We start from the raw sequence: 26801 nt of genomic DNA on the forward strand, positions 1-26801 counted from the left end.
TAAATTCACTATACTGCATCCGGAATTTGATTTCAGAGATTTATCCGGAAGTTAAATGGTCCTTTTTTGGGTAGTCTTTCCAAAATCGAAAAATACTTAAAGATAGTTAAGCCGCCACAATAAAATAAAAAGCATATTCGCCAAAAGTGCATTACAATATAAATACAATAAGTCCATAAACAGGGATTTCAGCAAACCAAATTCAGGAGGCCTATGCATGCGCAATTTATCAGAAAAAGGAATCAGGTATAAATTTTTAAGATTGACCATTTCTTCTTTGCTTATTTGTTTGTTATTAATTGGAGGAATTTATTTTTTCATGAACAAGCAGCAAGAGGAACACACGGCTCAATACACCGAACTGATGGAAAAGCAGGAACTGGTGAGAGAGCTTTCCAACTCGGTGAATCAGCTGTTTTTCCGGATAAGGGGTTTTTACTCATTTAAATATGAGCAGGATCTTGACCTTGCCTTTGCGGAACTTGAAAGTTTGAAAAGTACAATCAATCGAATAAACTTGGTGTCGCTGACTCCCGATGAAAGAGAGCCGATTGCAGAATTAAGCGAGTTCCTTGAATGGTATGAAAGCGAATCATTGCCGAATTCGATTGCAGCTGTACGCGCGGATGATTACGAGCTGGTGCGGGAAATCTCGCGCAGCGGCACCAACTCGGAGGTGAATGCATTCATCGCCTTTGCGGACAATTATGAAAGGGCCTCTGAAAGAAACTTGCAGCAATTGAATCAAACTCTTTTAGAAGAAGCAGAGAATTTTTCCTTCGTGCTGATGCTGCTCTTTCTCCTGCTGTTCCTCATTGTCGCATTTATTATTTTGCGTGCATTAAATGATATCGTGAAACCGCTGGAAGGTATGCGAAAATCGATTGAAGGCTTTGTCAGCGGCGAAGCTGTTGACTACAAACCACTGGAACGCTCGGACGAACTTGGTGTTTTATCGATGACTTTCCATAACATGATCCGGACCATTCAGGAAAACCAGGAAGAACTGACCACTCAAAACCAGGCACTGCTGCTGAATGAGGGCGAGCTGCAGGAAAAGCAGACCAAGCTGGAAGAATCACTGGAAGAAACAGAGAAGACCAAAGAACAGCTGATTCGGTTCAATGATTTAAATCACATCCTGTCCTTCACCTTGGACAAGCAAAAGTTGGCAAACGCGACGCTAGGATATTTCAAAGACACTTATGAAATCGACAGCGGAGTGCTGTGGCTGCCGAAAACCGGAGAATTCGCTTTGGAAGGATTTACAGAAAATATGTTCATGCAATTCCGGGAAGAGCGAATTCCATACCTTGCAGAGCGGCTGAAAGACCGTGAATCGTTCACGATGAAGCGGGAAGCATTGCATGAAAAAGGAATTGCGATGGGGAAAGTATATATCTGTGATTTGTATGCGGCTGTGAAAAACGAAGAACAGGAAAATATTGCACTGCTCGGCTTGTCCCGGGTTGGACGGACTTTTTCGAAAGAAGAAGAGATGGACATCAGCGGACTGTTGAACCGCATCCATTTAGCGATTGACCGCATCCAATTATATGACGCCGCAATCCATGAACGTACGTTGAACGAGCGCATTATCAATAACATCAATGAAGGAATCCAGTTCATTTCGAAAGATGGCAATATGGTGCAGCGCAACCAAACGATGTCTGCAATGCTGGAGTTTGGTGACATGTCTCTTGAAGCAAACATTGAACCGGAAGTGTGGATACGCTCCTTGGCTGAACAAACCACCACCCCAGAAGCGATGCAGGAGTTCCTGCGCACATGCATCGATGAAAAAGAGGCAAGGTCGAATACGTTCCAATACACCGTCAAAGAACCATATGAACGTGTGATTGACGTATACAGTACTCCTGTTGTGGTGGACACAGAGAAAACCGGGACGATTTTTGTGCACCGGGACGTTACACGCGAGCGTGAAGTGGATAAGATGAAATCCGAACTTGTCAGCACCGTGAGCCATGAACTTCGGACGCCGCTGTCGAGTGTACTCGGGTTTACCGAGCTGCTGCTGAACAAACAGCTGAAACCCGAGAAACAGGAACGCTATTTGAAAACGATTTACAAAGAAGCGAAACGCCTCACCAATCTGATCAATGACTTTTTGGACCTGCAGCGCATGGAGTCAGGAAATCAGGTATACCGCATGGATAAATTGTCGATGAGTGAGATGATCATCGAGACGGCCGAAAAGTTCCGTACGCAGACGACGCATCCTGTCATCTTCATCGATGATGCTTCCGATGTAGTGGTCGAAGGCGACCGCGAGCGTCTCGCACAAGTATTGATGAATGTAATCGGCAATGCCATCAAGTTCTCCCCGCTGGGTGGAAATGTGACGATTTCCCTGAAAAATGATGCCAGAAACCTGCATGTTTCCGTACAGGATCAGGGAATTGGGATTCCGGCTGAAGATATTCCAAAATTATTCTCCAAATTCCAGCGCATCGATAACAGTTCGCGCCGAAAAATCGGCGGAACCGGACTTGGCCTTGCCATCTGCCAGGAAATCATCGCGAAGCATGACGGAAAGATTTGGATAGAGTCAGAGGAAGGGCTTGGCACATCGGTTCATTTTGAATTGCCGCTGCTGTCCGAAACAACTGAATACACTGTTCATGAAGGAGCAGAAGAAAATCCGCCGGTCATGATTGTCGAAGACGATATGAGCCTTGCCCTATTATTATCGGAAGAATTGAAGTTGAATGGATTCAAAGTGATTTACCATACGAATGTGGAAGAAGCGTTTAAAGAGGCAAAAAGAACGCAGCTTGTCGGAGCGGTCGTCGATATCATGCTCGGCGAAGAATTGAACGGCTGGGATCTGGTCGACATGATGAAAAAAGATGCTGAAACGAAGGATATACCGATTGTGATCTCCTCTGCCCTGGATCCGGTGGCGGACGTTCAGAAAATAACGCAAATCAATCATTACTTAGTAAAACCTTATGCACCGCTTGATTTATCGAAAGTGATGAAAAAATTGCTGGATGGCCAACACAGGGACGGCATCATTTTTTATCCTGAAAAAGAAACTGTTTCAGCCAGAGACAACTAAAAGCTGACTGCTCCAAAACCAGCAAAAATAAAAAACGAACAGGTCCGACATGGGCCTGTTCGTTTTCGCTTTACTGCGAAGCTGCTATTTTTTCCACCAGTTCCAAAAGTTCCATCGGACTGAATGGTTTGGACATAAAATAGTCCGCTCCCTTCAGTATGGCATTTTCGCGGTCTGCATCCTGTGCTTTTGCCGTCAGCATCAGCACCTGGGTGTCGTTTTGATCTTTCCGGATTTCTTCCAGCACTTCGATACCGGTTAAATACGGCATCATATAATCCAGGATGATCAAGTCGTAGTCATTCTCCCTGATTTTTTGCAGTGCTTCTCTGCCGTCTTCCGCTTCTTCAATTTCAAAATCGTCCTCGAGTGTATCGGCAATCAATATACGCAAAATGTCTTCATCATCCGCCACTAATATTTTTTTCATCTTTTATTCGCCTCCTGAAACTAAGTTGAAATTCCTTTGCGCTTCATATCGCCCCAATGGGCTTTTTTCCGGAACGTCGCGAAAATCCCCTGGACTCTCCACAGCACCATGAGCGGACGGTACCAAAAGGTTTCTGTCAGCGCCCATAAATAGAGGCGCACGAGATGGGAGGCTTTTGGGTATTTGTGAAGCGTCAATTCCTCCAGCAGAACGGCCAATGCCGAAATGAGCGATCCATAGAATATCGTCACCATAAAGAGGATGGCTGCCGTATAGGTATCAATGAGTGAGAAGAAAAATCCACCGAAAATAAGGAAATAGCCGACAAACTCAAATACCGCACCGAGAAGTTCCACCAACAGGAAGTAAGGCATTGAAAACAAGCCAATCGATCCATATTTCGGGTTCATCATCATCTTTCTGTGGGACCAGAGAGTTTCAAACAGTCCCCGCTGCCAGCGTACTCGCTGTGACCTCAGAACGCCCAGACTCTCCGGGGCTTCGGTCCAGCAAACAGGATCCGGAATGTATTCGATGCGCTGCCGGGACTTTTCTTCCCGAAGAAGCCGGTGCAGCCTCACGATCAGTTCCATATCTTCACCAACCGTGTTTTTATTGTAACCGCCAGCCTGAATCACCCGCTCTTTGTTGAAAACGCCGAATGCGCCGGAGATGATGAGGAGGATGTTCAAATGGCTTAAAGCGAGCCGGCCGATTAAAAAAGCACGGAAATACTCAACAATCTGCATCAGGACAACAGGACTCTTCGGCAGATCGATCGCTTCCACCTTGCTGCGGGAAATGGTGGAGCCGTTTGCAATCCTTACAGATCCGCCGACGACAATAATTTGGCCATCCGATTCGATGATGGGTTTCATCGTTTTGAGAAGCCCGTCATTTTCCAGTATCGAGTCCCCGTCAATGGCACAGAAATAAGGGTAGGCCGCCAGGTTGATGCCCGCATTCAATGCATCCGCTTTTCCTCCATTCGCTTTTTTGATCAGGCGGATATAAGGGAAAATGGATGACTGGTAGGTGGCAACGATTTCAGCTGTTTCGATATGCAGGCGGACAGCGAATGGAACCTGTTTCATCTGAAATTCTTTAATCATGCGTTCGGATGTCCCGTCTTTCGAACCGTCATCGATGACGATGATTTCTTTTTCGGGGTATTCGAGTGCCAATAAAGACCTTACCGTGCTTGTAACACCGACTTCTTCATTATAAGCAGGAACCAGTATGGAGACGGGAAACGCATTCTGATTTCCCAGAAGATCTTCCGTGGACTCGCGCCGGTCGAGTTTGTCTTCCCTTTTCACTTTTCCGAATGCCAGCAAAAAGAAGCCCAAGTAGCTCAAACTTGAGAAAAGCATATAAGCGATAATGGCGTAGGCTAAAAACTGAAAAAAACTTTCCACTAAATTTCACTTCCTAAAAGGGACGATTTCCACTGTGCCGCCATATCCCGCGCATAGCGGTCGGGGTGGTGGGCTGACAAATGGGTGAGCAGGATATCTCCGTCAGAAAACTGGACCAGCGCTTCAGCAGCTGAATAACGGACCCACCAGACCGGATCGCCGAGCAGGGTGCTGAGGTTTTCTTTAAATCGGGACAATTGCAGCTTTCCGGCAATCCGGCAGGCATACATCCGTTCCGGCCAGGAAGGCGACTGGAGAAAAGGCACCAATGAATCCGGGTCGGTCAGGTATTGAAGATGAAGGATGGCTTTCAGCGCCTGAATGCGCAGTTCCCCTTCCTCCGACTCCAATTCGTCCTCGATGCGCGGAAGAAATGCGATCAATCCGGACATGCCGATGTAGGAAATAGCCGCGTGCTTCAACGCTTTATTGTTGTTTTCATTTCGTAAAGCCGTATCCAGTTCTTCCAGCCTTGTCTTTTCTTCGAGCCGTTTGAATACATCGGTGTATAGACGGACCGGTGCATCAGGATACTTGGCTAATACAGAAATAGTGGCCGGTTCATCCAAAGAGGCCAGGGTGCGGATCAGCTGCTGCGTTTCCTGATCCAGCTGAGTGCTCTTGCCGAGTTTTTCTTTCAGGACGGGTTGGAGCGACTGCATATGAAAATCTTCTATATAGTAGAGCGTATTCATCCGGATCGCCCAGTTTTTGTGAGACAGCTGCCTGACATAATGCGCTGACAGAAAATCTTCCGACAGTTTTGCCACAAGCGGAGATTTGACGCCGCCTTTCGTCACTGAAACATAGCCGTTCAGCAAACGTTCAAGGACAACGGTCTGATGCGGATTGGTGCGTATTTCCTCGATGAACCGGTCATCCGAAGGATCCACCATATACGAGCTGAATGTGTCGGATAATGCTTCATATTGCTGGGTGATCGCCTGTTCTTTAGCTGACATTTTCTGTTTGCGCCGGGCTAATGCGAGTAAAAGGACGAGTTGGGCAAAGAGCAGCGACAGACTCAGAATCCAAAAGAAAGAAAGGCTCATTTGAACATCCTCATTGTCAGCCGCTGTACTCGTGCCACAACTTCCTGTGCATAGAATGGTTTGACGATATAATCGTCAGCTCCGTTTTTCAGAGCCAGAACAATGTCAGATTCATTGCTGCGGGAGGTCAGCATTGAAATGACGATGTTTTCATGAGGATATTGACTGCGTAAATGATTCAGAACTTCAAGGCCATCCATTTTCGGCATGACTCCATCAAGCAGGATCATGTAGTTCTCTTCAGGCTTATACCACTTCGATTCCACAAAACTGGCGCCGTCAGCGTATTCTTCTATACGAACATCGAATTCCTCCGGCTTCCAGCCCGCAAACTGTTTTAAAATCAGTTTGCGGACGAGGGCATCATCATCGACAACGACGATGTTCAGGTGACGTCTGACATCTCTTTCTACCTGTTCGTTTCCAGCGCCAGTCAGTTCGTCATAAAACGTTCTCTTTGAAATCGCTTCCTCACTTCGCAGCCGATTGTGGACATAAGGCACGAAAAAGGACATATTCAAGGGCTTGGCAATAAAATCAGTAGCGCCAAGCTCCATTGCCCGGATTTGATTTTCAATCCTGTCGTCTGCACTGATCACGGCAATGGGAAGAAAGCGATTTGGGGCTGCTTCCTGAATTTGGGTTACAATGTCAAAACCATCGGTATCGGGCAAATTTCGATCCAGAATGACCATCTGTGGTTGGAGCGAGAAGAAAAGTTCCATTCCTTTTTTGCCATCGAGAGCAATGACGACCGAAATACCCTGTTCTTCCAGCGATTCTTTTATGGAAGCTGCAAACATCGCGTCCGCATCAATGACCAGGACAAAGGATTCCTTGGCAGAAATCAATTCAGCAGATAATGTTTCATTTAAAACCGGTTCTTCTGAAGTGAAAAAGGCCTTTAATGTTTCCATAAGAGGATTTAATGACTCCACCGGCAGAACGGCCGTACTGTCTTCCGCAAAAAATTCCAGCTGCTTTCCACAGAACCCGGAAAGCTCCATCAGCCCGATTGTGCCTGCGGTGCCTTTCATTGTATGTAAAAACCGGTAGACTTCCCTTTCCAGAACGTGCTGTTGTGCATGCCATCCGGAAAAATCCTGTTCCATTCTATTGGCGAGCATTGCTTTGTAATCTGTCCGGGCCATCTGGATTCACCTTCTTTAACAAAATTTCTGAATAGTTGTTATTATACTATATAAATTTACAGAAAGTGGTGCTGAATAACGATGAAAAGTTATTCATAATATGATGATATTCTTTATCTTGACATCTAGCATAATTTTAATGTAATTTGTTTTATTTTTACAGGAAACCACCTTGCAAATTACACTACCAACAGTAAAAGACACTTTGATGGCATGCATCAAAGTGTCCCGGTTCTTATGGCCGCAATGTCATCCAGCTGCCGACATGGTGAACTGCGTTTCCTCTGTAGGCTGGATTGCCCGCATAATGGGCAGCTACTTTCGCAAGTTCCTGGTTCATATAGGCTTCGCCTTCTTCCGCAAAAGTGATGATGCTCCCTTCATCCGTCTCGCCGGTTTCGATGCCCACTACGACGCTTTTGCCAAGGCGCCGGGCCATGGCCATTTCGTTTTTGACGATGTCGATGATCATTGGCGCTGAATCACGGTAAGCCATGATGGTGACGCCAGCCGTATTGGCGATGACCCACTCTGCCAGCAGTCCTTTGCCATATGTGTTTTTGTATGTGATTTCATCAAACCAGAACGGGATATCGGCTTCCAGCGGAAGACCCATCTTTGCTGTGCTTGTTTTGGCTCTTGTCAGAAGCGCCTGGAAAGATTTTACGGTTGCTGCCTGATTGGATTTCCAGCCGCTGTAAAGATACGGTTCAACATCCAAATGGATTCCTGTAAACCGGGTATTTGCCGCAGCCTGTGCTTGATAGCCGCTTACCCAGGACAGGAACCGGTCCTGATTAATATAACCTTTCGGCGCCACCCATGAAGGTGCACCGTCCAGCGCATAAACCTCGATTCCCTTTGCTTTCGCTTTTCCGATGAAGCTGCTGTAAGCCGCTCTTGAAACGTCCGGGTCGATCTGGACGTAGACTTTGTTCACCCCTTTGCTTTCGATGAAAGCCAGTGTACCCGCTTCATCTTCAACGAACATCCAGGGATTCCACAGCCATGTAGCATGGACCTGCCGGGGCGCTTCACCCGTTTGAGCATGTCCAGGCATTGCAAAAGCGATCAATGAGAAAAATGCCACGATAATCATCACCACGTTTTTAAACATTTTATGTTCCTCCATTCTGTAAGCCGCGGCTCACAGAATGTGTGCCTGGCAACCTGACAACCGTGCACTGAGGGATCAGCGTGTAGGCTCATAGCTTTGCGTCCTTACCTTTCGGATAAGTTTGCCTTTTTCAGATTATTATTCCTTATTCTACTGTATTTTAATGGAATAAACCTATAGGCTATTTACCTATTTAATCTGGTTGTGATGGGCCAGACAATCAAAGCTTCGATAGAAGACAGAACGTTTACGGACTTCTATAAAATTGAAGCAGTCCTGTGTCTACATATTTTATTGAATAAAGTTAGTAACTTCAATACCAAGGGAGTAATAGTGATGCAATTATCGACTAATAAAAAAACCACAACCTTTATGCTGATGCATCAGGTGTGGTAGTACGGCGTATTATATAGTAGTGCAGTATCCAGCTCGAATTAAATTAATGATTCCACAGGTAGCCGGTTTTCGAGGAAATGATCGAATCCTTTATGATTTAAGATTTTTCTGGATTTCTGCCGCACCTTCCATCATGTCTTTAGTCATCTGCTGAAGATTATACTCGTCTGCCCTCACATTAGGAAACGAGACCGTTAAACCCGCGAACACTTCCTTGAAACGGTTGTGGATCGGCACACTTATCGACATCGCCCCTTTAATGCGCTCCCCATAAGAAATCGCATAGCCCTGTTGCCGAATCTTTTTAATATCTTCTATTAACTTATCAGCTGTATTTACGGTGATATCCGTAATTTGTTTAAATTCCACCTGTTCCAAATAATGGTGGATAAAATCGTCGCTTTGAAACGCCAGTAATACTTTTGCGGAAGCGCCTGCATATAAAGGCGACGTGTTCCCAATATACGTTAATGCCGACAGCTCGTGCTGGCTGGCGATATTGTAAATACAGCGCCGCTCATTTTGGTCGATCATACTGATTGAAATATTCTCTTTAGTCGACTGGCTCAGCCGTTCCATTACAGGAATAGCGACTGACAGGAATGCATCATTTTTCTCAACCAGGCTTCCAAGGAAGAATAACTCCATTCCAAGCGAATATTGTTTTGTTTCTTCATCTTTCATCAGAAACCGTTCATGGACGAGCGTGGATAACAGACGCTGCAGGCTGGATTTCCCGATTCCCGTTTTTTTGTGGAGCTCGGTCATGCTGAGTTTTTTTTCATCCCGTGTGAACGCACGCAATAGTTGGATTGCTTTGTGTACCGTAGACATTGAATAATTTTTTTGAAAGTTTTCTTCTGACATAATCTTCACCTGGCCGATTCACTCATTTTTCTCCACTATAATATTTTGGAATCTTTTAATCTCTGGATATCTTGTTTGCTTAATCCCAGTAATTCATTATATACCGAATCGGTGTGTTCTCCAAGTAATGGAGGAGGTAAAATGCTTTCAATCTCCAGTCCGCTGAAACGCATCGGGTTACGCATCATTTTCACTTCCCCGGCAACTGAATGCGGTAACGTTTCAACTGAATCACGTGCAATCACTTGTTCTTGTTCAAGCGCCTGCGCTACATTATTGACGCGCCCAGCCGGAACACCTGCTTTGGAAAGCGCCGTCAGCCAATGCTCAGCAGATTGCGCTGCAATGATTTCAGAAATCTGGTCAATCAATTCCTTTTCATGGCCTTTACGCGCATGATTCGTTTCGAATTTCGGATCTGTCCCCCATTCCGGACGCCCAAGAAGAGCTGCGAACTTCTGGAACAGACCATCATTTCCTGCGCAAATCATGATCGGATCATCTGCACATTGGAACACCTGATAGGGTGTCACGTTGTTGTGGCGATTGCCGAGTCGCTCGGAAACCATCCCCGCATTCAAGTAGCCGCTTGCCACGTTAGCCAGGCTGCTGACCTGAACATCCAGCAGTGACAAGTCGATTTCCTGCCCTTCACCCGTCTTGTCCCGTTGGCGAATGGCTGCTGTAACGCTTAACCCGACATAGACAGATGTCAAAATATCAGCAATGGGAATACCCACTTTTGTCGCTTCCCCGTCGCTTGCCCCTGTTACATCCATTAAGCCGCTCATCGCCTGGACGACCGGGTCAAATCCCGGATTTTTGCTGAGCGGACCAGTATGGCCAAAGCCGGTCACTGAACAAGAAATGATTCCAGGATTCACTTGCTTTAGAGTTTCATAGCCAAGTCCCAATCTCTCCATCGTGCCCGTCTTGAAATTTTCAATGACGACATCCGCTTTTTTCAACAACTCCAAAAACAACTTTTTGCCTTCCGCTTCTTTCAAATTCAGCGTAATGGACCGTTTATTGCGGTTCGCACTGAAGTAATAAGCGCTCTCACCATTTATGAATGGCCCCCAGTCACGCATGCTGTCCGAACCGCCAGGCGTTTCGACCCGGATGACGTCCGCTCCAAGATCCGCCAGTATCATCGCCCCGGCAGGAGCTGCATAAACACGGGACAAATCCAATATACGTATGTCTTCCAATGGTTTTGTCACGCTTTTTCACCTCCGCTTAGCTTTTCTTTAGCTAATAAATTTTTTACATTCACATTTCTCATTTGCAGTAAGATGCTGACAATAATAACAGCCAAGCCAATAGCACTTATCATCAAATCCGGGTAAATCATCAGTAGACCACCAACCATCAATAGGGAGCGGTCCAACCAATTCAATTTTCCGACAAACCAGCCTGTTAGGAAGCCTGACAAAGCAATTCCGCCGATTAACGCCGTAGTCCCTGCAAAGATGCTTGCACCCACCGAGTCACCGTCAAATAAAAGAACCGGATTAAATAGGAAGAAGAAGGGAAGAATGAAACCAATGGCTCCAATTCTCATCGACTCGAAAGATACTTTTGTCGCGTCTGCCCTTGCTATTCCTGCTGCTGCGTATGAAGCCAACGCGACTGGAGGTGTAATGCTTGATAATGCTGCATAGTAGAAAGCAAACATATGAGCCGCCAATGCTGGCACACCCATATTTACCAATATTGGCACTGAGATGGCTGCAACTATGATATATGCTGCTGTTGCCGGGACACCCATACCAAGAAAAACACTTATGACCATTGTTAACAAGGCCGCAATTAATACATTTTCTCCAGCCATATTGATGACGTTGTTCCCGACCGTCAAACCAATACTTGTTAAAGTAATCGTTCCGACTACAATACCCACAATGGCACAAGCAATTCCGACATTAATTGCCCCTCTTGCGCCTTCTTCTATAGAAGCTAGAATCGTTCTTATCCCCATTCGGGTAGACTTACGAATCCAACTCGCCAGTACTGTAGCGGCCAACGCCCAAATAGCCGCAAATAATGGCGTAACTCCTGTAAATAAAGCTCCCATTAAAACAATTAATGGAATAAGTAAATGGCCGCCTTCTTTCAGCACTTTTAAGGCATTTGGAATATTTTCTTTTGATAATCCAGAAAGCCCTAGACGCTTTGCTTCAAAATGAACTACCATAAATAATGTTGCATAGTACAATATTGCAGGAATAATAGCCGCTAAAATAATTGTAGTATATGGGACGCCCAGAAATTCCGCCATGATAAAAGCCGCAGCTCCCATAATTGGAGGCGCCAATAGCCCGCCGGTAGATGCCACAGCTTCAACCGCTGCTGCAAATTTCGGCTGATACCCCGTCTTCTTCATTAAAGGAATAGTTACAGCACCTGTCGTCACGACGTTACCAACTGCCGAACCGCTCATCATACCCATTAATCCGCTGGCTAAGATTGATACTTTTGCCGGTCCTCCTGAAGTTCGCCCAGCTATTGTCAAAGCTAAATCATTTATAAAATCTGAAAACCCGCTATTCTTCAAAAAGGCTCCAAACATTACAAATACGAAGATATAAGTGGCTGAAACTGCAAGGGCTGTTCCAAAGATCCCTTGCCCTCCCCAGAACATAACCGTAATAACACGTTCAGGTGAAAAGCCATTATGGCCAAATGTACCTGGAATGTATCCGCCAAAAAAATTATAAAACAGGAAAATAGCTGCGATAATCGTTAAGCCATTTCCCACAACACGGCGGCTTGCTTCGAATAACAGCCCCATAGCGATTCCACCCATAAGGTAATCCGTTCCAACGTTTACTCCATACCGTTCACGTACAAATACATCATAGGTCAAGAGAAAATAACCCATTGATACGATTGTGAGGGCGATGCACACAAAGTCGAAAATGGTCGGTCGAGTCCGCGTTCCGCCTTTGCCTTTTTTAGCCGGATACAGGATAAACCCAAGAACTAGCAAGAAGCCTAAATGCCAAGCACGGAATTTAATAGCATCCATTATTCCATAACTACTCATATATAATTGAAAAATCGTCCAGACTACTGCAATTCCGAGAACTATTTTTCCCATTATGCCAACATAGTTTACCTGGCCGCCTCCATCTTCCAAATCCATAATTTCTTTTGTGTTTTCTTGCATCATTTCACCCTCCTTACTTTAATACACCAATTTCTTTGTAATAGCGTTCTGCTCCCGGATGAAGCGGCACATCAGCAGTTCCCTTAACTGCTTCTGCAGGATCAAATTGTTTGGCTACTGCATGTCCTTCTCCTAATTTATCCAAGCTTTCCCACAATGATTTTGTGATTTCGTAAACCGTATCGTCATCGACATTGACATCAATCGCTATGGAACTGAACTGCCCAACAGTTTTAATCGGGCCTTCCTGGCCATCGTAAGTACCTTCTTCAATCGTATATGCAAAATTCCACGGATAATCATCCGTTGTCATATTCGCAATGCCTTCGTCGCTGAAGCTAATTACTTTCGAGTCAACTGTCGAAATCAGTTCAGTTGCAGCAGAAGCCGGCACACCTGTGTAAATATTCACTGCATCAACTTGTTTATTGCGCATTAAATCGACTGCTTCTGTAAAACCGACGTAATTCTCATTTACTTGGCCAATGTCTACCCCATGCGACTCTAAAATCAACTTGGACTCAATTTCAGTTGCTGATCCTGCTGCACCAGGAACAAATGACGTTCCTAAAATGTCACTAATTTCAGCAATCCCTGAATCAGTACTTGCGATTATATGGCTCACGTTGGGATACAGATTTCCAAGTATCCGGATATCTTCATAAGCACCACTTTCAAAACTGCCTACTCCGTTGTAAGCTTCCCAAATAATATTTACAGTAGTAAAAGCCAAATCCGCTTCTCCCTGTTTCATTAAGTTTAAGTTTTCAACAGATCCGTTGGAGCCTTGTGAGCTGACATCAATTTCAGTTTCATTAGTCCAGTGAGTTGCCAGGAGAGCTCCTAATGGATAATAGACACCTGTAGTAGTACCGGTTGTGAACGTTAAACTATTGCTGTTTTCAGCATTCGATGTGCAAGCGCTTACAATTAATCCTGCGCTGAGCAATATACTGATTCCAAACCATGACTTCTTCTTCATTTCGAACATCCCCTTTTGTGTTTTATTTGAATATCGCTTTCCGCTTTTCGGTGACTGCCTGTACGCCTTCTTTAAAATCGTCGAGTTCCATTACCAAGCCCATTTTTGAAGAAATAAAGTCGAGCGACGATCGCAGCGGCATTTCCTTGCTTTGGTAAACGGCGCGTTTCGTCAGGCGCATCGCCTGCTGTGGACCAGCGGCCAGACGCTCAGCATATTTCTGTACGTATGCGTCCAGTTCATCGTCCTCAACAACAAATGTTACCAATCCCATTTCTTTCGCTTCTTTCGCTTCAACAATTTCTCCCGTCCAAAGCATATGGAGCGCTTGGTCCGTACCCACCAGTTTCGGCAGGAAGTATGCAGCACCGTCACCCGGCACGAGCCCCACTTTGACATAGCTTTCAGACATTTTCGTCGACTCAGCTGCTATGCGGATATCGCACATCAACGCCATATCCAACCCTGCTCCGAACGCAATGCCATGCACTTTGGCAATTACTGGCTGATCGATTTCCTGCAGCAGCAGCGGCACGCGCTGTACTTTTTTCCATAATGAGTTCTTTCGATTCAGGCCAGTGGAAATTCGATCCTCATCAGATTTATAGAAGCCGCGGCCTGCAATCATTTCTTTAATATCCCCGCCTGAACAAAATCCACGGCCATTCCCTTGCACAACGAGCACCCGAATGTGTTCTGAGTCCCGAACGGTCTCCAAAGCTTCAATCCACAGATCGATCATTTCTCCGCTAAACGCATTTATCGATTCCGGCCTGTTCAATGTGATTGTCGCAATTCCTTTTTCTACTTCAAATAATAGATCCGGCATGAACATTCCCTCTTTTCTCTTCTGTTATAAAGTCCCACAACGTCAGTTCGTTCTGATCAACATATTCTTTCGCCAATTTTTTTGCCCAGTGCATCTCATTGCCGAAATCTTCGCGCCATGCCCATAACCTTCTCGTTACCTGATGCAGTTGGTGCTCGTGAGTCATGCCTATCGCGCCGTGCAGTTGATGGGCAATTCCTGCAACTGCGCCGGCAGCTTCTGAAATTTTCATTTTTGCCAATGGCAATTCTTCTTTGATCGTGCCGTCTTCAAACGATGCAACGGCATAATTGAGAGCTGCCAAAACTACAGCGGTCTCGCTCGATAACGCCGCCAAATGATGCTGTACCGCCTGGAATTTCCCTATAGGGCGTCCAAATTGCTGCCTTTCGTTTGCGTAAAACACCGAAAGCTCCAGCACTTGTTCCATGGCACCTGCCATCATTGCTGATTTCCCAAGTACTCCGATGTTTAATACTTTTTCGGCAAGGTCTTCCTTCTCTACTTCAAATTGAGTAAGCGCTTCCATATCAATGCTTCTGAAATGCAAGTCATCAAGCGGTTCACCTGCGATATTTTGATTTTGTTTCACTTCTGCATCTGCTGTTGGCAATAATATTAGTTTCGCTCTGCCATTCACATTGCCGATATAGACTACTTGGGAAACGTGGCGGCCCCAAGGCACTTGCTTGAGTACAAATTCCGGTCCTGTCAAATCGCTTTCCCAATCCATGATAAATGATGTCGGCTGATACGTTGTTTCCACTTGCTGATCCGCTAACAGCCAACCTGCAATAATAGTTTCAAAAATAGGCACCGGCGCCGCGTACTTGCCAGCCAGACGCAAAACTGCAAAAGCATCTATGGCATCGCCTTCGGTTCCATTAAGCTCTTCATCAATACCAATGGATACAAGCCCCGCCTCTACTAAGGTGTTCCACAATTTGCCGGACCATTCCCCTTGTTCTGACGCATCAATCAATTCTTTCGTAACATTTTTTTTCAAAATTTTATTGGTTGCATCTACGATATATTCCAGCATCTCACTCATTTAAGCCAACACTCCTTTTGCTACGATTCCACGGAGGATTTCGGTTGTTCCGCCCCGCAACGTAAATCCAGGGCCATGCAAGACTGATTCTGCCATTAAGCGATCGATCAGGCGTTCCGATGTAACAGAAGGTTTCGTCTCGACAAGTAACCTTACTGTTTCAGCTACAGCCTGTTCCAGCTTCGTCCCTAAATCCTTAACCAATGAAGCCGCCAAACTGACGTCTTCGCCTTCTTCAAGCATTTGAGCCACACCGATTGACATGTTACGCAGCGACCACATCCGGGATACAAGCTGCAGTGCCTGGGCAAGCCCGCTCACATCATTTTGCTCTTTCAAGTATTCAACCGTTTCCTGCAATAAAGGAAATGTGCTCAAGATTCGCTCAGGTCCGCTTCGTTCATAGGCCAGTTCCGCCATCCCTTGTTCCCAGCCATTACCGATTTCTCCAACGACCCGATTGTCCGGCACAAATACATTGTCCATGAAAACTTCGTTGAAATGATGTTCCCCAGTCAAAAATTGAATCGGCTGAATCGTGATTCCTTCAGCTGCAAGATCAATGACAAATTGGCTCATGCCGCCATGACGATTCTTTTCATCTTTCGGAGAAGTTCGGCAAAGTGTAATCATGTAATGAGAATGATGCGCACCGGATGTCCATGTCTTCATGCCGTTCACCAGCCAGCCGCCTTCCACTTTTTCTGCACGCGTTTGGATGGATGCCAGATCAGACCCCGAATTCGGTTCGGATAGTCCGATAGAAAAATAGCATTCCCCTTTCGAAATTTTAGGCAAGAAAAATTGCTTCTGTTCTTCTGTACCGAATTTTAAAAATAAGGGTCCTGATTGACGGTCTGCAAACCAATGTGCAGCCACTGGAGCTCCAATTGCCAATAATTCTTCCGTAACGATATAGCGGTCGATGGCTGAACGTTCCTGTCCGCCGTATTCCTTTGGCCAGGTCATGCCGATCCATCCCTGTGCCCCAAGCTTCTTTGAAACTTCATACGAGTATCCACTCATCCATGAGTCGGCATGTGTCTGAAACGTCCCTCTCTCACGTTCGCTCAATAAAAACTGTCGGACTGTTTTTCTGAACTCATTTTGTTCAGCGGTAAATTTCACTACAGGCAAATCTAAATTCTTCAAAATAGTACCCCTTCCTAGTTATCGATATCCGATAACATATATCGTTATAAAATACATTATTTACTTTGTTTATAATTTTGTCAATTATAAATTTTCTTTATTGTCTGATAAATTGTTTTGGTATACTAAAACTTGGCAAGTCATATTGCATGTTGGTGCGATACTCACTGGCTCAGCATTTTTTGATAAGGAGGACGCTAATATGAATAATGAATTTTTCAAAGTTTTTTCTTCTATATTTGATGAGGTTCAATGGTCTACTAGTGAAAGCGAGTTGTATCGGCACAGCCACGATGAATCCGATCATCCTTCCCTCGCTCCGGAACTAGTATTTTTTCCAGAAACTAAACAGGATGTCGTGGATATTATGAATCTTTCCAGAAAGTATGACGTGCCTCTCACCCCTTTCGGCGCAGGATCGGGCCTGGAGGGACAAGCTATTCCCTTACATAAAGGAATCTCCATCAATTTTGAGCGGATGAATAAAATTTTAACTTTTTCACCACAAGATATGTTGGTAACTGTCCAGCCCGGCATTACGAGGTTACAATTAAACAGCTTTATCAATAAGCATGGCCTCTACTTTCCGATCGATCCAGGAGCAGATGCTTCTATAGGCGGCATGACAGCCACCAACGCCAGCGGCACTACTGCAGTCCGATACGGTTCCATGCGTGATCAGCTGCTTGACCTCGAAGTGGTGCTGGCAGATGGAAAAACCATCCACACCGGAACAAAGGCGAAGAAATCTTCTTCTGGTCTTCATTTAACAGGTTTGTTTGCTGGTTCTGAAGGCACACTTGGATTAATCACCGAAGTAACATTAAAGTTGCATGGAATTCCAGAGCAAACGATTGCCGCTTCTTGCAACTTCTCTACCCCACAGCAATGCGCAGAAGCAGCGCATGCTATTCTTTTAAGTGGCATTCCCGTTATGCGGATGGAATTTGTTGATGCATGCAGCATTAAACAAGTAAATATTTATGGAAAATATCAATTGCCGGAAGAACATTCCTTATTTTTCGAATTTGCAGGCATGACGAAAACCGTTGAGGAAGAAACGGCACTTGCCCAATCAATTATTGGCGAAATGCACGGATTCAACTGGAAAGTGGCAAGCGACTCCATAGAACGCGCCATACTGTGGAAAGCACGCCACGAGTTGTCTTATGCCTATAGACATGTTCAAGGAATGGCTGCTTCAGGCGGAGATGTATGTGCACCGATTTCAAAACTTCCGGAGCTAGTTGCATACGCCAGGGAGCTGATAGTTGCAAGCGAATTGACTGGAGGCATTTTTGGACATGTCGGGGACGGTAATTTTCATACGATTATCATGTACGAGGCTTTTAACGATGAAGATTCCCAAAAAGCTCGCAACATCAATGACCAGCTTGCTTTAAGAGCTATCGAGTTGGAAGGTACTTGCACTGGGGAGCACGGGGTAGGAATCGGCAAGATAAAATATCAAGAAGCTGAACATGGAGTCGCCTATGAAGTTATGAAAAACCTGAAAGTTTTTTTCGATCCCGAAAACCGCTTGAATCCAGGAAAAATTTTTTCTTAGCAGTTGATTGCCTCCATCCAAAGCCCAACCCTGTTACACGCACGATTATGTATATATATTTTCCCAAATAAAAATAACAAAGCCGTATCCATCAACCTTTAAGGTCATTGGATACGGCTTCTTTTGCATATAATTGCAGTTAATAAACTGAATTGCTTCTAAGACAGTCGTCCCCTTTGCCGGTGTATGCTTCAGCTCCGGAATACTTTGAATGTCCCAGTGCCTTGCACCAATTTCTTCCCTCCCTCTTCGAACACTTCTCCTTCAAGAATGATGTTACGGTAGCCTTGCTGGAGAATGCGTGCTGTCGCATAAATATCCCCTGTACCGCTCGATGCGAGGTAATTAACGTTCAAATTAATTGTCGCACATCGCGCTTTTGTCGCGGCTTGTACCGCCATGCCGAATACTTGATCGAGCATCGACGCGTGAATACCACCGTGAAGCGTGCCGTTGACATTCATAAACTCTCCTTTAATATTCAGCTTGAGCAGCACTTTTTCTTCACTGAACTCCAATATTTCAAAGCCCATATTTGTAAAGAACGGACTGTCTATAAATCTTTTCTTCACTTCTTCCAATGATGCTTCTGCGTTGCCTGTTGTCATCCAATCCACCACCATGAGTTAATTTGCTCCTTTTTTCGATAGTCGAAGCATTTATGAAAACTATTATAACATTTAAATTTTTCATTTTTTCAGAAAGAAACTACCTTGTTTGATTAATTTAGAACCACTCTTCTTGATCTTCCCTAACTCATCCAACAGCGTCTGCTTCGGGTACATAAACTTCCGTTCTTCACTAAGCCCAGCTGCCACTTCATCCCCCAGCACCTGCTTGAAACCATTGATTTTCTGGCAGGCGCTCCAGTATGCCTGGCTATTGGAAGCCCGTTCAATTTGACGGTAAATATAGTTTGTATAGATTTCCTTCACTTCATGCAGATAATCGATCATTAGATGCGGATGCAGACGTTCGATTGCAGAGACTTGGGTCCAGCAATAATTCATCAGCTCTTCGAACATCTTTCCCTCAATCAGAATCCCGAGATACGAAGGCAGAGCCCTTGGACTGTGCTTCAACTCGGCAAGTAGCGCTGCCAGCTTCACCGGCCATTGCTTGGTATCCACCAAATTCTTTGCTGACAAGGGAGGACTGTTAATGAATAAAAAGTTTGGAGACAAGACTTTAAAGCATGTCTTTTTATTTTTCCCTTTTTAATAGCGTATTCGGTTTTTACAATCTTCCCTATTCTTAAAGGAATGGAAATGAGTTTATATAATTGGACATTGGTCAGAAAATTAGACTTTAGTTCAGTCACTCGATACGGCTTTTTTTGATGCAGTCACAGTAAATAAACTGAAATGGGTTTGACACAACAAAGCTAGAGCGTGATTTTAAATTAACTATACTGAACAAACAAAAATTCTTGTAGACTCAGCGAAGTAAGCTCGCACTTTTTCACCTCCCCGTCATACCCAGGCTCCAAACCTGTCTATAAATACTTTCATTTTTTCCTCCCTCCTTTTTAAAAAAGGTTTAGAAGAATAACATTAGGGGTAAAAAATGACAACCTCTCTATTTTACTGGAGAAGAAACAGGCTTATTTTGAGTCAAAATAAGCATCTCTCTTCCCATCAGCAATCTGCAGCAAGCAAGAGGCAATCCGGATGGCAGTCCGGGTTTTATTTTTGGTTATAACAAAAAAGATAACAGGGGGAATGGTCCTTGAAGTTACAGACATTGCTTACTTCGTCAATTTCAGGCATATTAACCGTCCTGATGCTGGCGGGCTGTGCAAACAGCAATGCAGACAGCGGTGATGGACAATCGACTGCATTGCGGCTTGCGCACAGCTTAGCTGAAGATCATCCGATCCATCAGTCGATAACACAATTCGCCGACCTGGCACATGATGAATCCGATGGCGCGATCAGATTCGAAGTGTACCCAAACGGTCAACTGGGGCAGGAGCGCGGCACAATCGAGATGGTCAAATCAGGACTGATCGATATGGCGAAAGTCAGTGCAGGTGGACTCGAATCGTTCAGCAGCAGCTATTCTATTTTTTCACTTCCCTATGTGTTCCAAAGCAAAGAGCATTATTACGAAGTGATGAATAACAGCGAAGCCGTCCAGGAAATATTCCAAAGCACGAGGGACGATGGATTTATCGTCATCAATTGGTATGACGGCGGTCAGCGAAGCATTTATACTGCAGACAATAAAGTGGAAACTCCGGCTGATATGAATGGCATGAAAATTCGTGTCCAGGAAAGCCGGACTTCGATTGCCATGATCGAAGCAATGGGAGGGGCACCGACCCCGATGTCATTCGGCGAAGTGTATACGTCACTCCAGCAGGGCGTCATCGACGGGGCGGAAAGCAATGAAACCGCACTTACAAACAGTAAGCATGGCGAAGTATCGAAAGCCTATACATACACAGAACACCAATATGTACCGGATCTGCTGATTATCAGTACCGAAACCTGGGACAGTTTGTCCGCCGAACAGCAGCAGATATTGCAGGACGCAGCGGCTGTATCTTCCGAAAGCCATATCGATGTATGGTCGGAAGCAATCGATAAAGCAATTGCAGAGGCAAAAGAAATGGGTGTGACATTCTACGAAATCGATAAACAGCCTTTTATCGACGCAGCTGTACCGCTTCATAAATCCTATCAGTCCCAAAGCGCGGATTACGAACGTTATTTCAAAGATTTCCAAAGCTATGCCAACTAAAAAGTACAGAAAGGCAGGTGCTGGCCCTGGCAATCAGCCACTCTGGGCAGTACCTGTCCTTTTCAGGATGAAAAAGGAGAAAAGGCGATGAGAAAAATTATTGATCGAATCACGGCATTTTTGACCTCTTCCCTGATGGTCGTCATGGTGCTTGCCGCCTGCTGGCAAGTTTTCACGCGGTTCGTGCTGAATGCCCCAAGCACTGTCACCGAAGAATTCCTGCGCTACTCGCTGGTCTGGCTGACCATGCTCGGAGCTGCCTATACATACGGATTGAAAAAGCATTTGGCGATCGTTTATGTCGCAAGGAAAATGCCGGAAAAAATCCAGCGTTACCTTGACTTTGTCGTGGAGGCAATCATCATTGTATTCATTTTGAGCGTCCTGCTGTTCGGCGGCACACAAACATACCGGAGTGCGATGGGCCAAGTGTCATCAGCCTTGAACATGCCGATGCAGTATCTGTATTTAAGTGTGGTAGTCGCTGGCGTGCTTTTCATTTTTTACGCCTTCATTCACATCTTCGAGAATATCCATAAGATCAAACAGGCGGGTATCCACCCGAAAAGTTAGAGACCGGAGAAATTAACAGAGCGGGGAGAGAAATTGTATGGCATTACAGGCAGGCCTGGTTCTCGCAGCGGTTTTCATACTGCTGCTCATTCTTAGTGTACCGATTTCATTCAGTATCGTCATTGCATCGCTGGTCACCGCCTTGCTGGTGCTGCCGCCGGATTTGGCGGTTTACATGGCAAGCCAGACATTGGTGACCGGCCTCGACAGCTTTACGCTGCTCGCGGTTCCTTTCTTCATACTGGCCGGCGTTCTCATGAACAACGGCGGAATCGCTGAACGGCTCGTCAATTTCGCCAAAGTCCTTGTCGGCAGAGCACCCGGGGCACTGGCACATACGAACATTCTGGGCAATACGCTGTTCGGTTCGCTGTCCGGCTCTGCCGTCGCTGCTGCAGCGGCTGTAGGCGGCGTCCTCGGCCCGCTCCAGAAAAAAGATGGCTACGATCCGAAATACTCGGCTGCGGTGAACATCGCTTCCGCTCCCATCGGGCTGATCGTCCCTCCGAGTGGAGCGCTGATCATCTACTCGCTGGTGAGCGGCGGAACTTCTGTCGCGGCCTTGTTCGTCGCCGGCTATCTCCCGGGGATCCTGTGGGCGATGTCCTGTATGATCGTCGCCTTCATCATCGCCAAACGCAGAAATTATCCAGTCACTGAACGCGTCTCTTTGAAAGTCGCATTCAAGACATTCATCGAGGCGATTCCGAGCCTGATGCTCATCGTCATCGTCATCGGCGGGATCCTGACAGGAATTTTCACAGCGACCGAAGCGGCAGCCGTCGCCGTCGCTTACACATTCCTGCTTATGGTCGTCTATCGGACAGTAAGACTGAAAGAATTCCCCAGGGTCCTTATGGAAGCGGTGGAGCTCACTTCCATCGTCATGCTGCTCGTCGCCGCTTCCGCCGTCATGTCCTGGGTCATGGCGTTCACCGGCATCCCTGGCGCCATCAGTGAATTTATCCTGGGCATTTCCGATAACCCGATCATCCTGCTGCTGCTCCTGAACGTCTTCCTGCTTCTTATCGGAACGTTCATGGACATTACTCCAGCTGTTCTGATCTTCACGCCGATTTTCCTGCCGATCGTCACAGGCTTCGGCATGGATCCGGTCCATTTCGGCATCATGCTGGTGATGAACCTGAGCATCGGCACCATTACACCGCCCGTCGGCAATGCGCTGTTCGTCGGTTCCAGTGTTGCCAGGCTCAATATGGAAGAAGTCACGAAACCGCTGCTTCCTTTTTACGCAGTCATTGTCCTCGTGCTGATGCTGGTCACTTACATTCCGGCCATCAGTTTGATGCTGCCGAACCTGCTGATGGACTGATATTAAATAAAATAATCCATGAAGAAACGGCCCGCTTCTGTTATTGGAGCGGGCCGTTTTTTCTATAAAGTTACCTGCTGAATGTTAATAGTCAAAATTGTTTAGAACTGCTCCTTTCCCTAGGACGCGATTTTCAAGAATGGATCTCCTTTTGCCGGTCGCCGCCTCCTTGCTCAAACGCCACATCGCTACCGCTCTATCGGCGAAGGATGATTCATAACGACATATTCGGATATCAGCCATTTCTTTGCCTGCCGCCTGTTTGAGGTTAATTACCGCTTCCCGGGAGTGACACAAAAATATATTCTTTTTCCGGGTGAGAACTCACTTACATGCCACAGATATCTTACAGCGCAGATTTGATGATTTTCATGATGGCTTTTTGTGCAGCAGCATGTCCTGCACCGTTTACCTGGTTTGTAGTGCCAGTAAAGAATAAATCCGTATCAGGGTTATACCATGCAAATGAACCCGTTTGTCCCCAAAACCCGATAATTTCTGTGATCGGTTTAAAGGGAGAGGCTATCCTTGGAACAAAAAGTTTTTCCAATCCTACTCCGTAGAAGAAAAGGCTCGGTGGCGGCAAGATCAAATTCCATTTTTTCAAGCCTTCTATTTTCTCCTTCGGGAAAAAGTATCCCGTGAAAAAGCCTTTTAAGAAAATCATCGCTTCCTCAGCTGTAGAAACAATGCCGCCTTCAGCGGTGATTGATGCGAAGTACTTGGGAAGCCATAATTTTTCAGATCTATAATAGCAGGGAGCTGGTTTAATGTCAGAGAGGTCTTTATATGCATACGTATGATCTAAGCCAAGCCCATCGAATATATACTCCTGAAACACTTCACCAATATCTTTTCCGGTAATGACCTCAATGATTCTGCCAAGCAGCTGATAGTTGGTATCGGAATATTTCGCTTTCCCCTTTTTTCCCGGCTCAAAATTGGGTGTCAGCTCTTTTACCAGTTTGATCGTTTTTTCCAAATGCCATGTTCCATCTTTCCCGTCTGTAAGTTCGAAAGCGGGGCTCCTTCCATCAGGTTTTTTATGAGAAAAATAATCCGGTATCCCGGATGTATTCGAGATAAGATGTTCAACGGTTATGTCATTGGAATGGTCGGTCCCTTTCAACACATGCAGCCCTTTCATAAGTTCCGCGGGTAAATAGGTTGAAATTTTATCATCAAGCGCTATTCTTCCTTCTTCTATAAGGCACAAAACTACTGCCGTTACATATAGTTTCGTAACACTGGCTATAAAATACTGACTGTCCCTTTGCATGTCGCCTAAGGCTCCGGTCCAGGAAAAACTGTTATCCCCGCTTTCTACACAAAGTACCGCACTAAAAACGCCTTTTTTCTCACCAATTTCTTTAACAGTATCATTAAGAAATGCTTCTTTTATGTTGGTCCCCACTTTTACTTCTCCTCCTGCCAGCAGCAGTTTTCGATAAATTGTTCGAAAATCCTGATTGAAATGCCGTCTCCTTTTACTGCCAACGGCTCTGGATGCCACTGGACCCCGAGAACAAACTTATGCTCTGTGCTTTCAATAGCTTCAATAATTCCGTCTGATGACTTGCCGGAAACTATAAGCGGCTTCGGCACATCCCGTACAGCCTGATGGTGATAACTGTTCACTTTAAATCTTGTTTGTCCTGCAACCTTTGCCAACAGACTATTTTCCGGCGTGTCCACATAGTGTGACAGATGAGTATTCGCCGCCTTTTGATCATGCTGCAGCAACGGTTCACTGATTTGACTGTAAATATCCTGGTACATGTCCCCTCCGACAGCGACATTCAAAATCTGTATGCCGCGGCAAATACCAAGTACCGGTTTGTCCGCTTTCAGCATCTCCTGGATCATCAGAATTTCAAAACTGTCCCTGCCAGGTGAAATCATACCCAAATTCTGCATCGGCTCTTCTCCGAACAAGGTTGGATCAATATCCCCTCCGCCGGTTACAACAAGTCCGTCAATCTTCTCCGCCAGTTGCCGTACATGGCCATCTATACCAATCGGCAAAATGATCGGCACCCCTCCTGCCTGAATAATGGATTGCATATAAGCATTTGAAACAGTATGTAAAAAATCAAGTTCGACGTGTGAAGTTACTCCAATAATCGGTGCCAAGTCATAGTTCCTCTTTTCTAGGTTTGGATATTTTTTCTTGCATTATATCAGCCAAGATATACTTGGCTGATCAACTGCCATTATAAAATTTACATCAGCGATATATTATTTAAATATTTATAGTGTCCTCTCTATTAATAGAAGACCAGTAAAACCCTCTGCTGCCGATTTCCACTTTAAGAAATATTGAATTTATAATCTTTCGCATAACCCATATTCTGAACAAAAACCTTCAACAGCTCTTTCGTAGCTTCCAAATCACCCAAGTCCATCACTTCATTGGATGAATGCGCATTACGGGACGGAATTGATAACACGCCACTCGGAATTCCCGAATGAGCCAAACTGAATTCCCCTGCATCTGTTCCGATTCCAGGGAAAATTTCCAGCTGGCAGTTGATTTGATGTTCATTCGCCAGCTTCACTAAATGCTCTCTTATCTTTTTATTGGCTATCAAACTGAAGTCCATCACTTTTATGCCTGTTCCTTCACCAAGTGCCAGCGTGTTGTCCATCATCGATTCCGGTGTATCACTGACCGCTGTGGTATCCAGCGCAATCGCCACATCTCCCGTCAACTGATGGCTGGCTACCCGCGCTCCTCGCAGCCCCACTTCTTCCTGGACGGTGAAAATGCCGACAAATTCACCCGCAAAATCTTCCGCTGCCAATTCTTCCATGGCTTTTACCAGGACCGCACAGCCTGCCCGGTCATCAAAGCTTTTCCCTGCAACTCTTGTTTCCGTTAATTCATCAAAATGCGGGAACCAGGAAATCGGATCACCGATTTCAATACCTAACTTTTTCGCTTCCTGTTGGGATGCAGCGCCGACATCAATGTATAATTCGTTATGCTTTCTCACTTTCCCCGGATCGTCATATTTCATCATATGAGCGGAAATTGTTCCGATTACTCCTGTACGCAGACCGGCAGCAGTCCGGATTTGCACTCGCTGGGACAATAAAACACGATCATCATGTCCCCCCAGCTTTTCAAAACGCAGCAATCCATTAGCTTCAACTTTCTTTACAATAAAACCTACTTCATCCATATGAGCGGCTACTAAAATTTTTGGCCCCGGGTTTTTGCCTTTTTTGGATACAATCAGGTTACCTGCATGATCGGCTTCTATTGAGTCGACCGAATCTCTTAAGCGGTTCGCAATATAGATGGCTACTTCCTCTTCGAACCCGCATGGACCAGTTATTTCCGTTAATTCTTTCAGCAGTTTCTTCAAATGGGACACTCCTTATAGAATGATTGTATGGAATATATATTGCAGTGTATTATCTGAACCGTTTAGAATTGTTTTTGACACAGGGATGCGATTTACACAAAATGCAATTGTATGCACCCGCTTTACTTTGATAACTCCCGCACAGTCTCCGCAACGAGATAACAGCGCTCTGCAAGTGAGTCAAGCTCCAAATACTCCTCCACATTATGCAGTTCTCCGCCAACTGGACCGAGACCGTCGATGGTCGCGACACCGAGTGCGGACGGAAATGATGCGTCTGAACCGCCGCCGGCATGGACATGCGTGACATCCAGTCCAAATGATTCGCCTACGCTCTTCACCTGTTCGAGCAGCGCCCGGTTTTTTTCATTGAATTCCATCGGTGGACGATTGATGCCACCTTCGAGACGAATGGTGGTGCCAGGCACGTCCGGTTCTGCAGAGATCGCCTCGATGCGTTCATGAATATCATAGCTCTGCTGTTCCGTGTTAACACGGACATCGATGTAACCA

Annotated in this window: 23 protein-coding genes and 1 riboswitch; of the genes, 5 read left to right on the forward strand and 18 right to left on the reverse strand. The window is 45.6% G+C overall.

Annotation, left to right across the window (positions count from 1 at the left end; all coding sequences use genetic code 11):
- Positions 1 to 319: 319 nt before the first annotated feature.
- Positions 320 to 3082, forward strand: a complete 2763-nt coding sequence (locus KW93_RS01145) for an ATP-binding response regulator (RefSeq protein WP_235318330.1) — start codon at positions 320 to 322, stop codon at positions 3080 to 3082.
- A gap of 70 nt (positions 3083 to 3152) precedes the next feature.
- On the opposite strand, the gene KW93_RS01150 is transcribed toward KW93_RS01145, so the two are convergent.
- The 12 genes from KW93_RS01150 to KW93_RS01205 form a co-directional block, all read right to left on the reverse strand.
- Entirely contained in the window at positions 3153 to 3512 is a 360-nt protein-coding gene (locus KW93_RS01150) for a response regulator transcription factor (protein ID WP_033541120.1), read from the reverse strand.
- Between the two features lie 20 nt (positions 3513 to 3532).
- Positions 3533 to 4930 (reverse strand): glycosyltransferase family 2 protein, encoded by a 1398-nt coding sequence (locus KW93_RS01155; RefSeq protein WP_033541121.1) that lies wholly within the window; start codon positions 4928 to 4930, stop codon positions 3533 to 3535.
- The gene (locus KW93_RS01160; RefSeq protein WP_033541122.1) at positions 4930 to 5982 is read right to left on the reverse strand and encodes a HEAT repeat domain-containing protein; all 1053 of its coding nucleotides are present in this window, start codon (positions 5980 to 5982) and stop codon (positions 4930 to 4932) included. Before KW93_RS01160 ends, KW93_RS01155 begins: the two co-directional genes overlap by 1 nt.
- Complete coding sequence (locus KW93_RS01165; RefSeq protein WP_033541123.1) at positions 5979 to 7133, reverse strand: response regulator; 1155 nt, start codon at positions 7131 to 7133, stop codon at positions 5979 to 5981. Before KW93_RS01165 ends, KW93_RS01160 begins: the two co-directional genes overlap by 4 nt.
- Before the next feature lie 235 nt (positions 7134 to 7368).
- Positions 7369 to 8250, reverse strand: a complete 882-nt coding sequence (locus tag KW93_RS01170; protein WP_033541124.1) for a hypothetical protein — start codon at positions 8248 to 8250, stop codon at positions 7369 to 7371.
- A gap of 44 nt (positions 8251 to 8294) precedes the next feature.
- A riboswitch (cyclic di-GMP riboswitch) is annotated at positions 8295 to 8386 on the reverse strand.
- A 350-nt stretch (positions 8387 to 8736) separates the two neighbouring features.
- Positions 8737 to 9480, reverse strand: a complete 744-nt coding sequence (locus tag KW93_RS01175) for an IclR family transcriptional regulator (protein WP_161787018.1) — start codon at positions 9478 to 9480, stop codon at positions 8737 to 8739.
- Positions 9481 to 9548: 68 nt separating this feature from the next.
- Complete coding sequence (locus tag KW93_RS01180) at positions 9549 to 10736, reverse strand: CaiB/BaiF CoA transferase family protein (RefSeq protein WP_033541126.1); 1188 nt, start codon at positions 10734 to 10736, stop codon at positions 9549 to 9551.
- Positions 10733 to 12685, reverse strand: coding sequence for a TRAP transporter permease (locus KW93_RS01185; RefSeq protein ID WP_235318331.1), 1953 nt, complete (start codon positions 12683 to 12685; stop codon positions 10733 to 10735). The genes KW93_RS01180 and KW93_RS01185 overlap by 4 nt, the downstream gene beginning before the upstream one ends.
- A 13-nt stretch (positions 12686 to 12698) precedes the next feature.
- Positions 12699 to 13667 carry a TAXI family TRAP transporter solute-binding subunit gene (locus tag KW93_RS01190; RefSeq protein ID WP_033541128.1) on the reverse strand — a complete coding sequence of 323 codons (969 nt, stop codon included), beginning with the start codon at positions 13665 to 13667 and terminating at the stop codon, positions 12699 to 12701.
- Between the two features lie 22 nt (positions 13668 to 13689).
- Positions 13690 to 14496 carry an enoyl-CoA hydratase/isomerase family protein gene (locus tag KW93_RS01195; protein WP_033541129.1) on the reverse strand — a complete coding sequence of 269 codons (807 nt, stop codon included), beginning with the start codon at positions 14494 to 14496 and terminating at the stop codon, positions 13690 to 13692.
- The gene (locus tag KW93_RS01200; RefSeq protein WP_033541130.1) at positions 14477 to 15547 is read right to left on the reverse strand and encodes an acyl-CoA dehydrogenase family protein; all 1071 of its coding nucleotides are present in this window, start codon (positions 15545 to 15547) and stop codon (positions 14477 to 14479) included. The genes KW93_RS01195 and KW93_RS01200 overlap by 20 nt, the downstream gene beginning before the upstream one ends.
- Positions 15548 to 16699 carry an acyl-CoA dehydrogenase family protein gene (locus tag KW93_RS01205; RefSeq protein ID WP_033541131.1) on the reverse strand — a complete coding sequence of 384 codons (1152 nt, stop codon included), beginning with the start codon at positions 16697 to 16699 and terminating at the stop codon, positions 15548 to 15550. It lies immediately after the preceding gene.
- A gap of 202 nt (positions 16700 to 16901) precedes the next feature.
- Here KW93_RS01205 and KW93_RS01210 point away from each other — a divergent pair, with 202 nt between their 5' ends.
- On the forward strand, positions 16902 to 18266 hold the full coding sequence (locus KW93_RS01210) for an FAD-binding oxidoreductase (protein WP_033541132.1): 1365 nt from the start codon (positions 16902 to 16904) through the stop codon (positions 18264 to 18266).
- Positions 18267 to 18457: 191 nt separating this feature from the next.
- Here the strand turns inward: KW93_RS01210 and KW93_RS01215 are convergent, their stop codons facing one another.
- On the reverse strand, positions 18458 to 18889 hold the full coding sequence (locus tag KW93_RS01215) for a PaaI family thioesterase (RefSeq protein ID WP_235318332.1): 432 nt from the start codon (positions 18887 to 18889) through the stop codon (positions 18458 to 18460).
- A gap of 66 nt (positions 18890 to 18955) precedes the next feature.
- Positions 18956 to 19414 (reverse strand): hypothetical protein, encoded by a 459-nt coding sequence (locus tag KW93_RS01220; RefSeq protein WP_033541133.1) that lies wholly within the window; start codon positions 19412 to 19414, stop codon positions 18956 to 18958.
- 580 nt (positions 19415 to 19994) lie between these two features.
- On the opposite strand from KW93_RS01220, the gene KW93_RS01225 reads away from it, so the two are divergent.
- The 3 genes from KW93_RS01225 to KW93_RS01235 all read left to right on the forward strand — a co-directional run bounded on the left by KW93_RS01225 (position 19995) and on the right by KW93_RS01235 (position 22917).
- Positions 19995 to 21011 (forward strand): TRAP transporter substrate-binding protein, encoded by a 1017-nt coding sequence (locus KW93_RS01225; protein WP_033541134.1) that lies wholly within the window; start codon positions 19995 to 19997, stop codon positions 21009 to 21011.
- Between the two features lie 87 nt (positions 21012 to 21098).
- The gene (locus KW93_RS01230; protein WP_033541135.1) at positions 21099 to 21584 is read left to right on the forward strand and encodes a TRAP transporter small permease; all 486 of its coding nucleotides are present in this window, start codon (positions 21099 to 21101) and stop codon (positions 21582 to 21584) included.
- Positions 21585 to 21621: 37 nt separating this feature from the next.
- On the forward strand, positions 21622 to 22917 hold the full coding sequence (locus KW93_RS01235; RefSeq protein WP_033541136.1) for a TRAP transporter large permease: 1296 nt from the start codon (positions 21622 to 21624) through the stop codon (positions 22915 to 22917).
- A 346-nt stretch (positions 22918 to 23263) separates the two neighbouring features.
- Here the strand turns inward: KW93_RS01235 and KW93_RS01240 are convergent, their stop codons facing one another.
- From KW93_RS01240 to KW93_RS01255, 4 genes are all read right to left on the reverse strand, one after another.
- Positions 23264 to 24331, reverse strand: a complete 1068-nt coding sequence (locus KW93_RS01240; protein ID WP_033541137.1) for a serine hydrolase domain-containing protein — start codon at positions 24329 to 24331, stop codon at positions 23264 to 23266.
- 2 nt (positions 24332 to 24333) lie between these two features.
- Positions 24334 to 25050 (reverse strand): gamma-glutamyl-gamma-aminobutyrate hydrolase family protein, encoded by a 717-nt coding sequence (locus tag KW93_RS01245; protein ID WP_033541138.1) that lies wholly within the window; start codon positions 25048 to 25050, stop codon positions 24334 to 24336.
- 176 nt (positions 25051 to 25226) lie between these two features.
- The gene (locus KW93_RS01250) at positions 25227 to 26288 is read right to left on the reverse strand and encodes a M42 family metallopeptidase (protein WP_033541139.1); all 1062 of its coding nucleotides are present in this window, start codon (positions 26286 to 26288) and stop codon (positions 25227 to 25229) included.
- A 122-nt stretch (positions 26289 to 26410) separates the two neighbouring features.
- Positions 26411 to 26801 (reverse strand): M20/M25/M40 family metallo-hydrolase (locus KW93_RS01255; protein WP_033541140.1); only part of this gene is annotated, 391 nt, incomplete at its 5' end.

The organism is Planococcus sp. CAU13 (genome assembly GCF_000775575.1).
Classification (GTDB): Bacteria; Bacillota; Bacilli; order Bacillales_A; family Planococcaceae; genus Planococcus.

What these genes read in the sequence shown, in the direction of transcription:
- KW93_RS01235 (WP_033541136.1), top strand. Translation starts at nt 21,622, where the DNA reads ATGGCATTACAGGCAGGCCTGGTTCTCGCAGCGGTTTTCATACTGCTG.
- KW93_RS01170 (WP_033541124.1), bottom strand. Translation starts at nt 8,250, where the DNA reads ATGTTTAAAAACGTGGTGATGATTATCGTGGCATTTTTCTCATTGATC.
- KW93_RS01210 (WP_033541132.1), top strand. Translation starts at nt 16,902, where the DNA reads ATGAATAATGAATTTTTCAAAGTTTTTTCTTCTATATTTGATGAGGTT.
- KW93_RS01200 (WP_033541130.1), bottom strand. Translation starts at nt 15,547, where the DNA reads ATGAGTGAGATGCTGGAATATATCGTAGATGCAACCAATAAAATTTTG.
- KW93_RS01160 (WP_033541122.1), bottom strand. Translation starts at nt 5,982, where the DNA reads ATGAGCCTTTCTTTCTTTTGGATTCTGAGTCTGTCGCTGCTCTTTGCC.
- KW93_RS01175 (WP_161787018.1), bottom strand. Translation starts at nt 9,480, where the DNA reads ATGTCTACGGTACACAAAGCAATCCAACTATTGCGTGCGTTCACACGG.
- KW93_RS01165 (WP_033541123.1), bottom strand. Translation starts at nt 7,133, where the DNA reads ATGGCCCGGACAGATTACAAAGCAATGCTCGCCAATAGAATGGAACAG.
- KW93_RS01195 (WP_033541129.1), bottom strand. Translation starts at nt 14,496, where the DNA reads ATGCCGGATCTATTATTTGAAGTAGAAAAAGGAATTGCGACAATCACA.
- KW93_RS01190 (WP_033541128.1), bottom strand. Translation starts at nt 13,667, where the DNA reads ATGAAGAAGAAGTCATGGTTTGGAATCAGTATATTGCTCAGCGCAGGA.
- KW93_RS01150 (WP_033541120.1), bottom strand. Translation starts at nt 3,512, where the DNA reads ATGAAAAAAATATTAGTGGCGGATGATGAAGACATTTTGCGTATATTG.
- KW93_RS01215 (WP_235318332.1), bottom strand. Translation starts at nt 18,889, where the DNA reads ATGGTGGTGGATTGGATGACAACAGGCAACGCAGAAGCATCATTGGAA.
- KW93_RS01145 (WP_235318330.1), top strand. Translation starts at nt 320, where the DNA reads ATGAACAAGCAGCAAGAGGAACACACGGCTCAATACACCGAACTGATG.
- KW93_RS01185 (WP_235318331.1), bottom strand. Translation starts at nt 12,685, where the DNA reads ATGCAAGAAAACACAAAAGAAATTATGGATTTGGAAGATGGAGGCGGC.
- KW93_RS01230 (WP_033541135.1), top strand. Translation starts at nt 21,099, where the DNA reads ATGAGAAAAATTATTGATCGAATCACGGCATTTTTGACCTCTTCCCTG.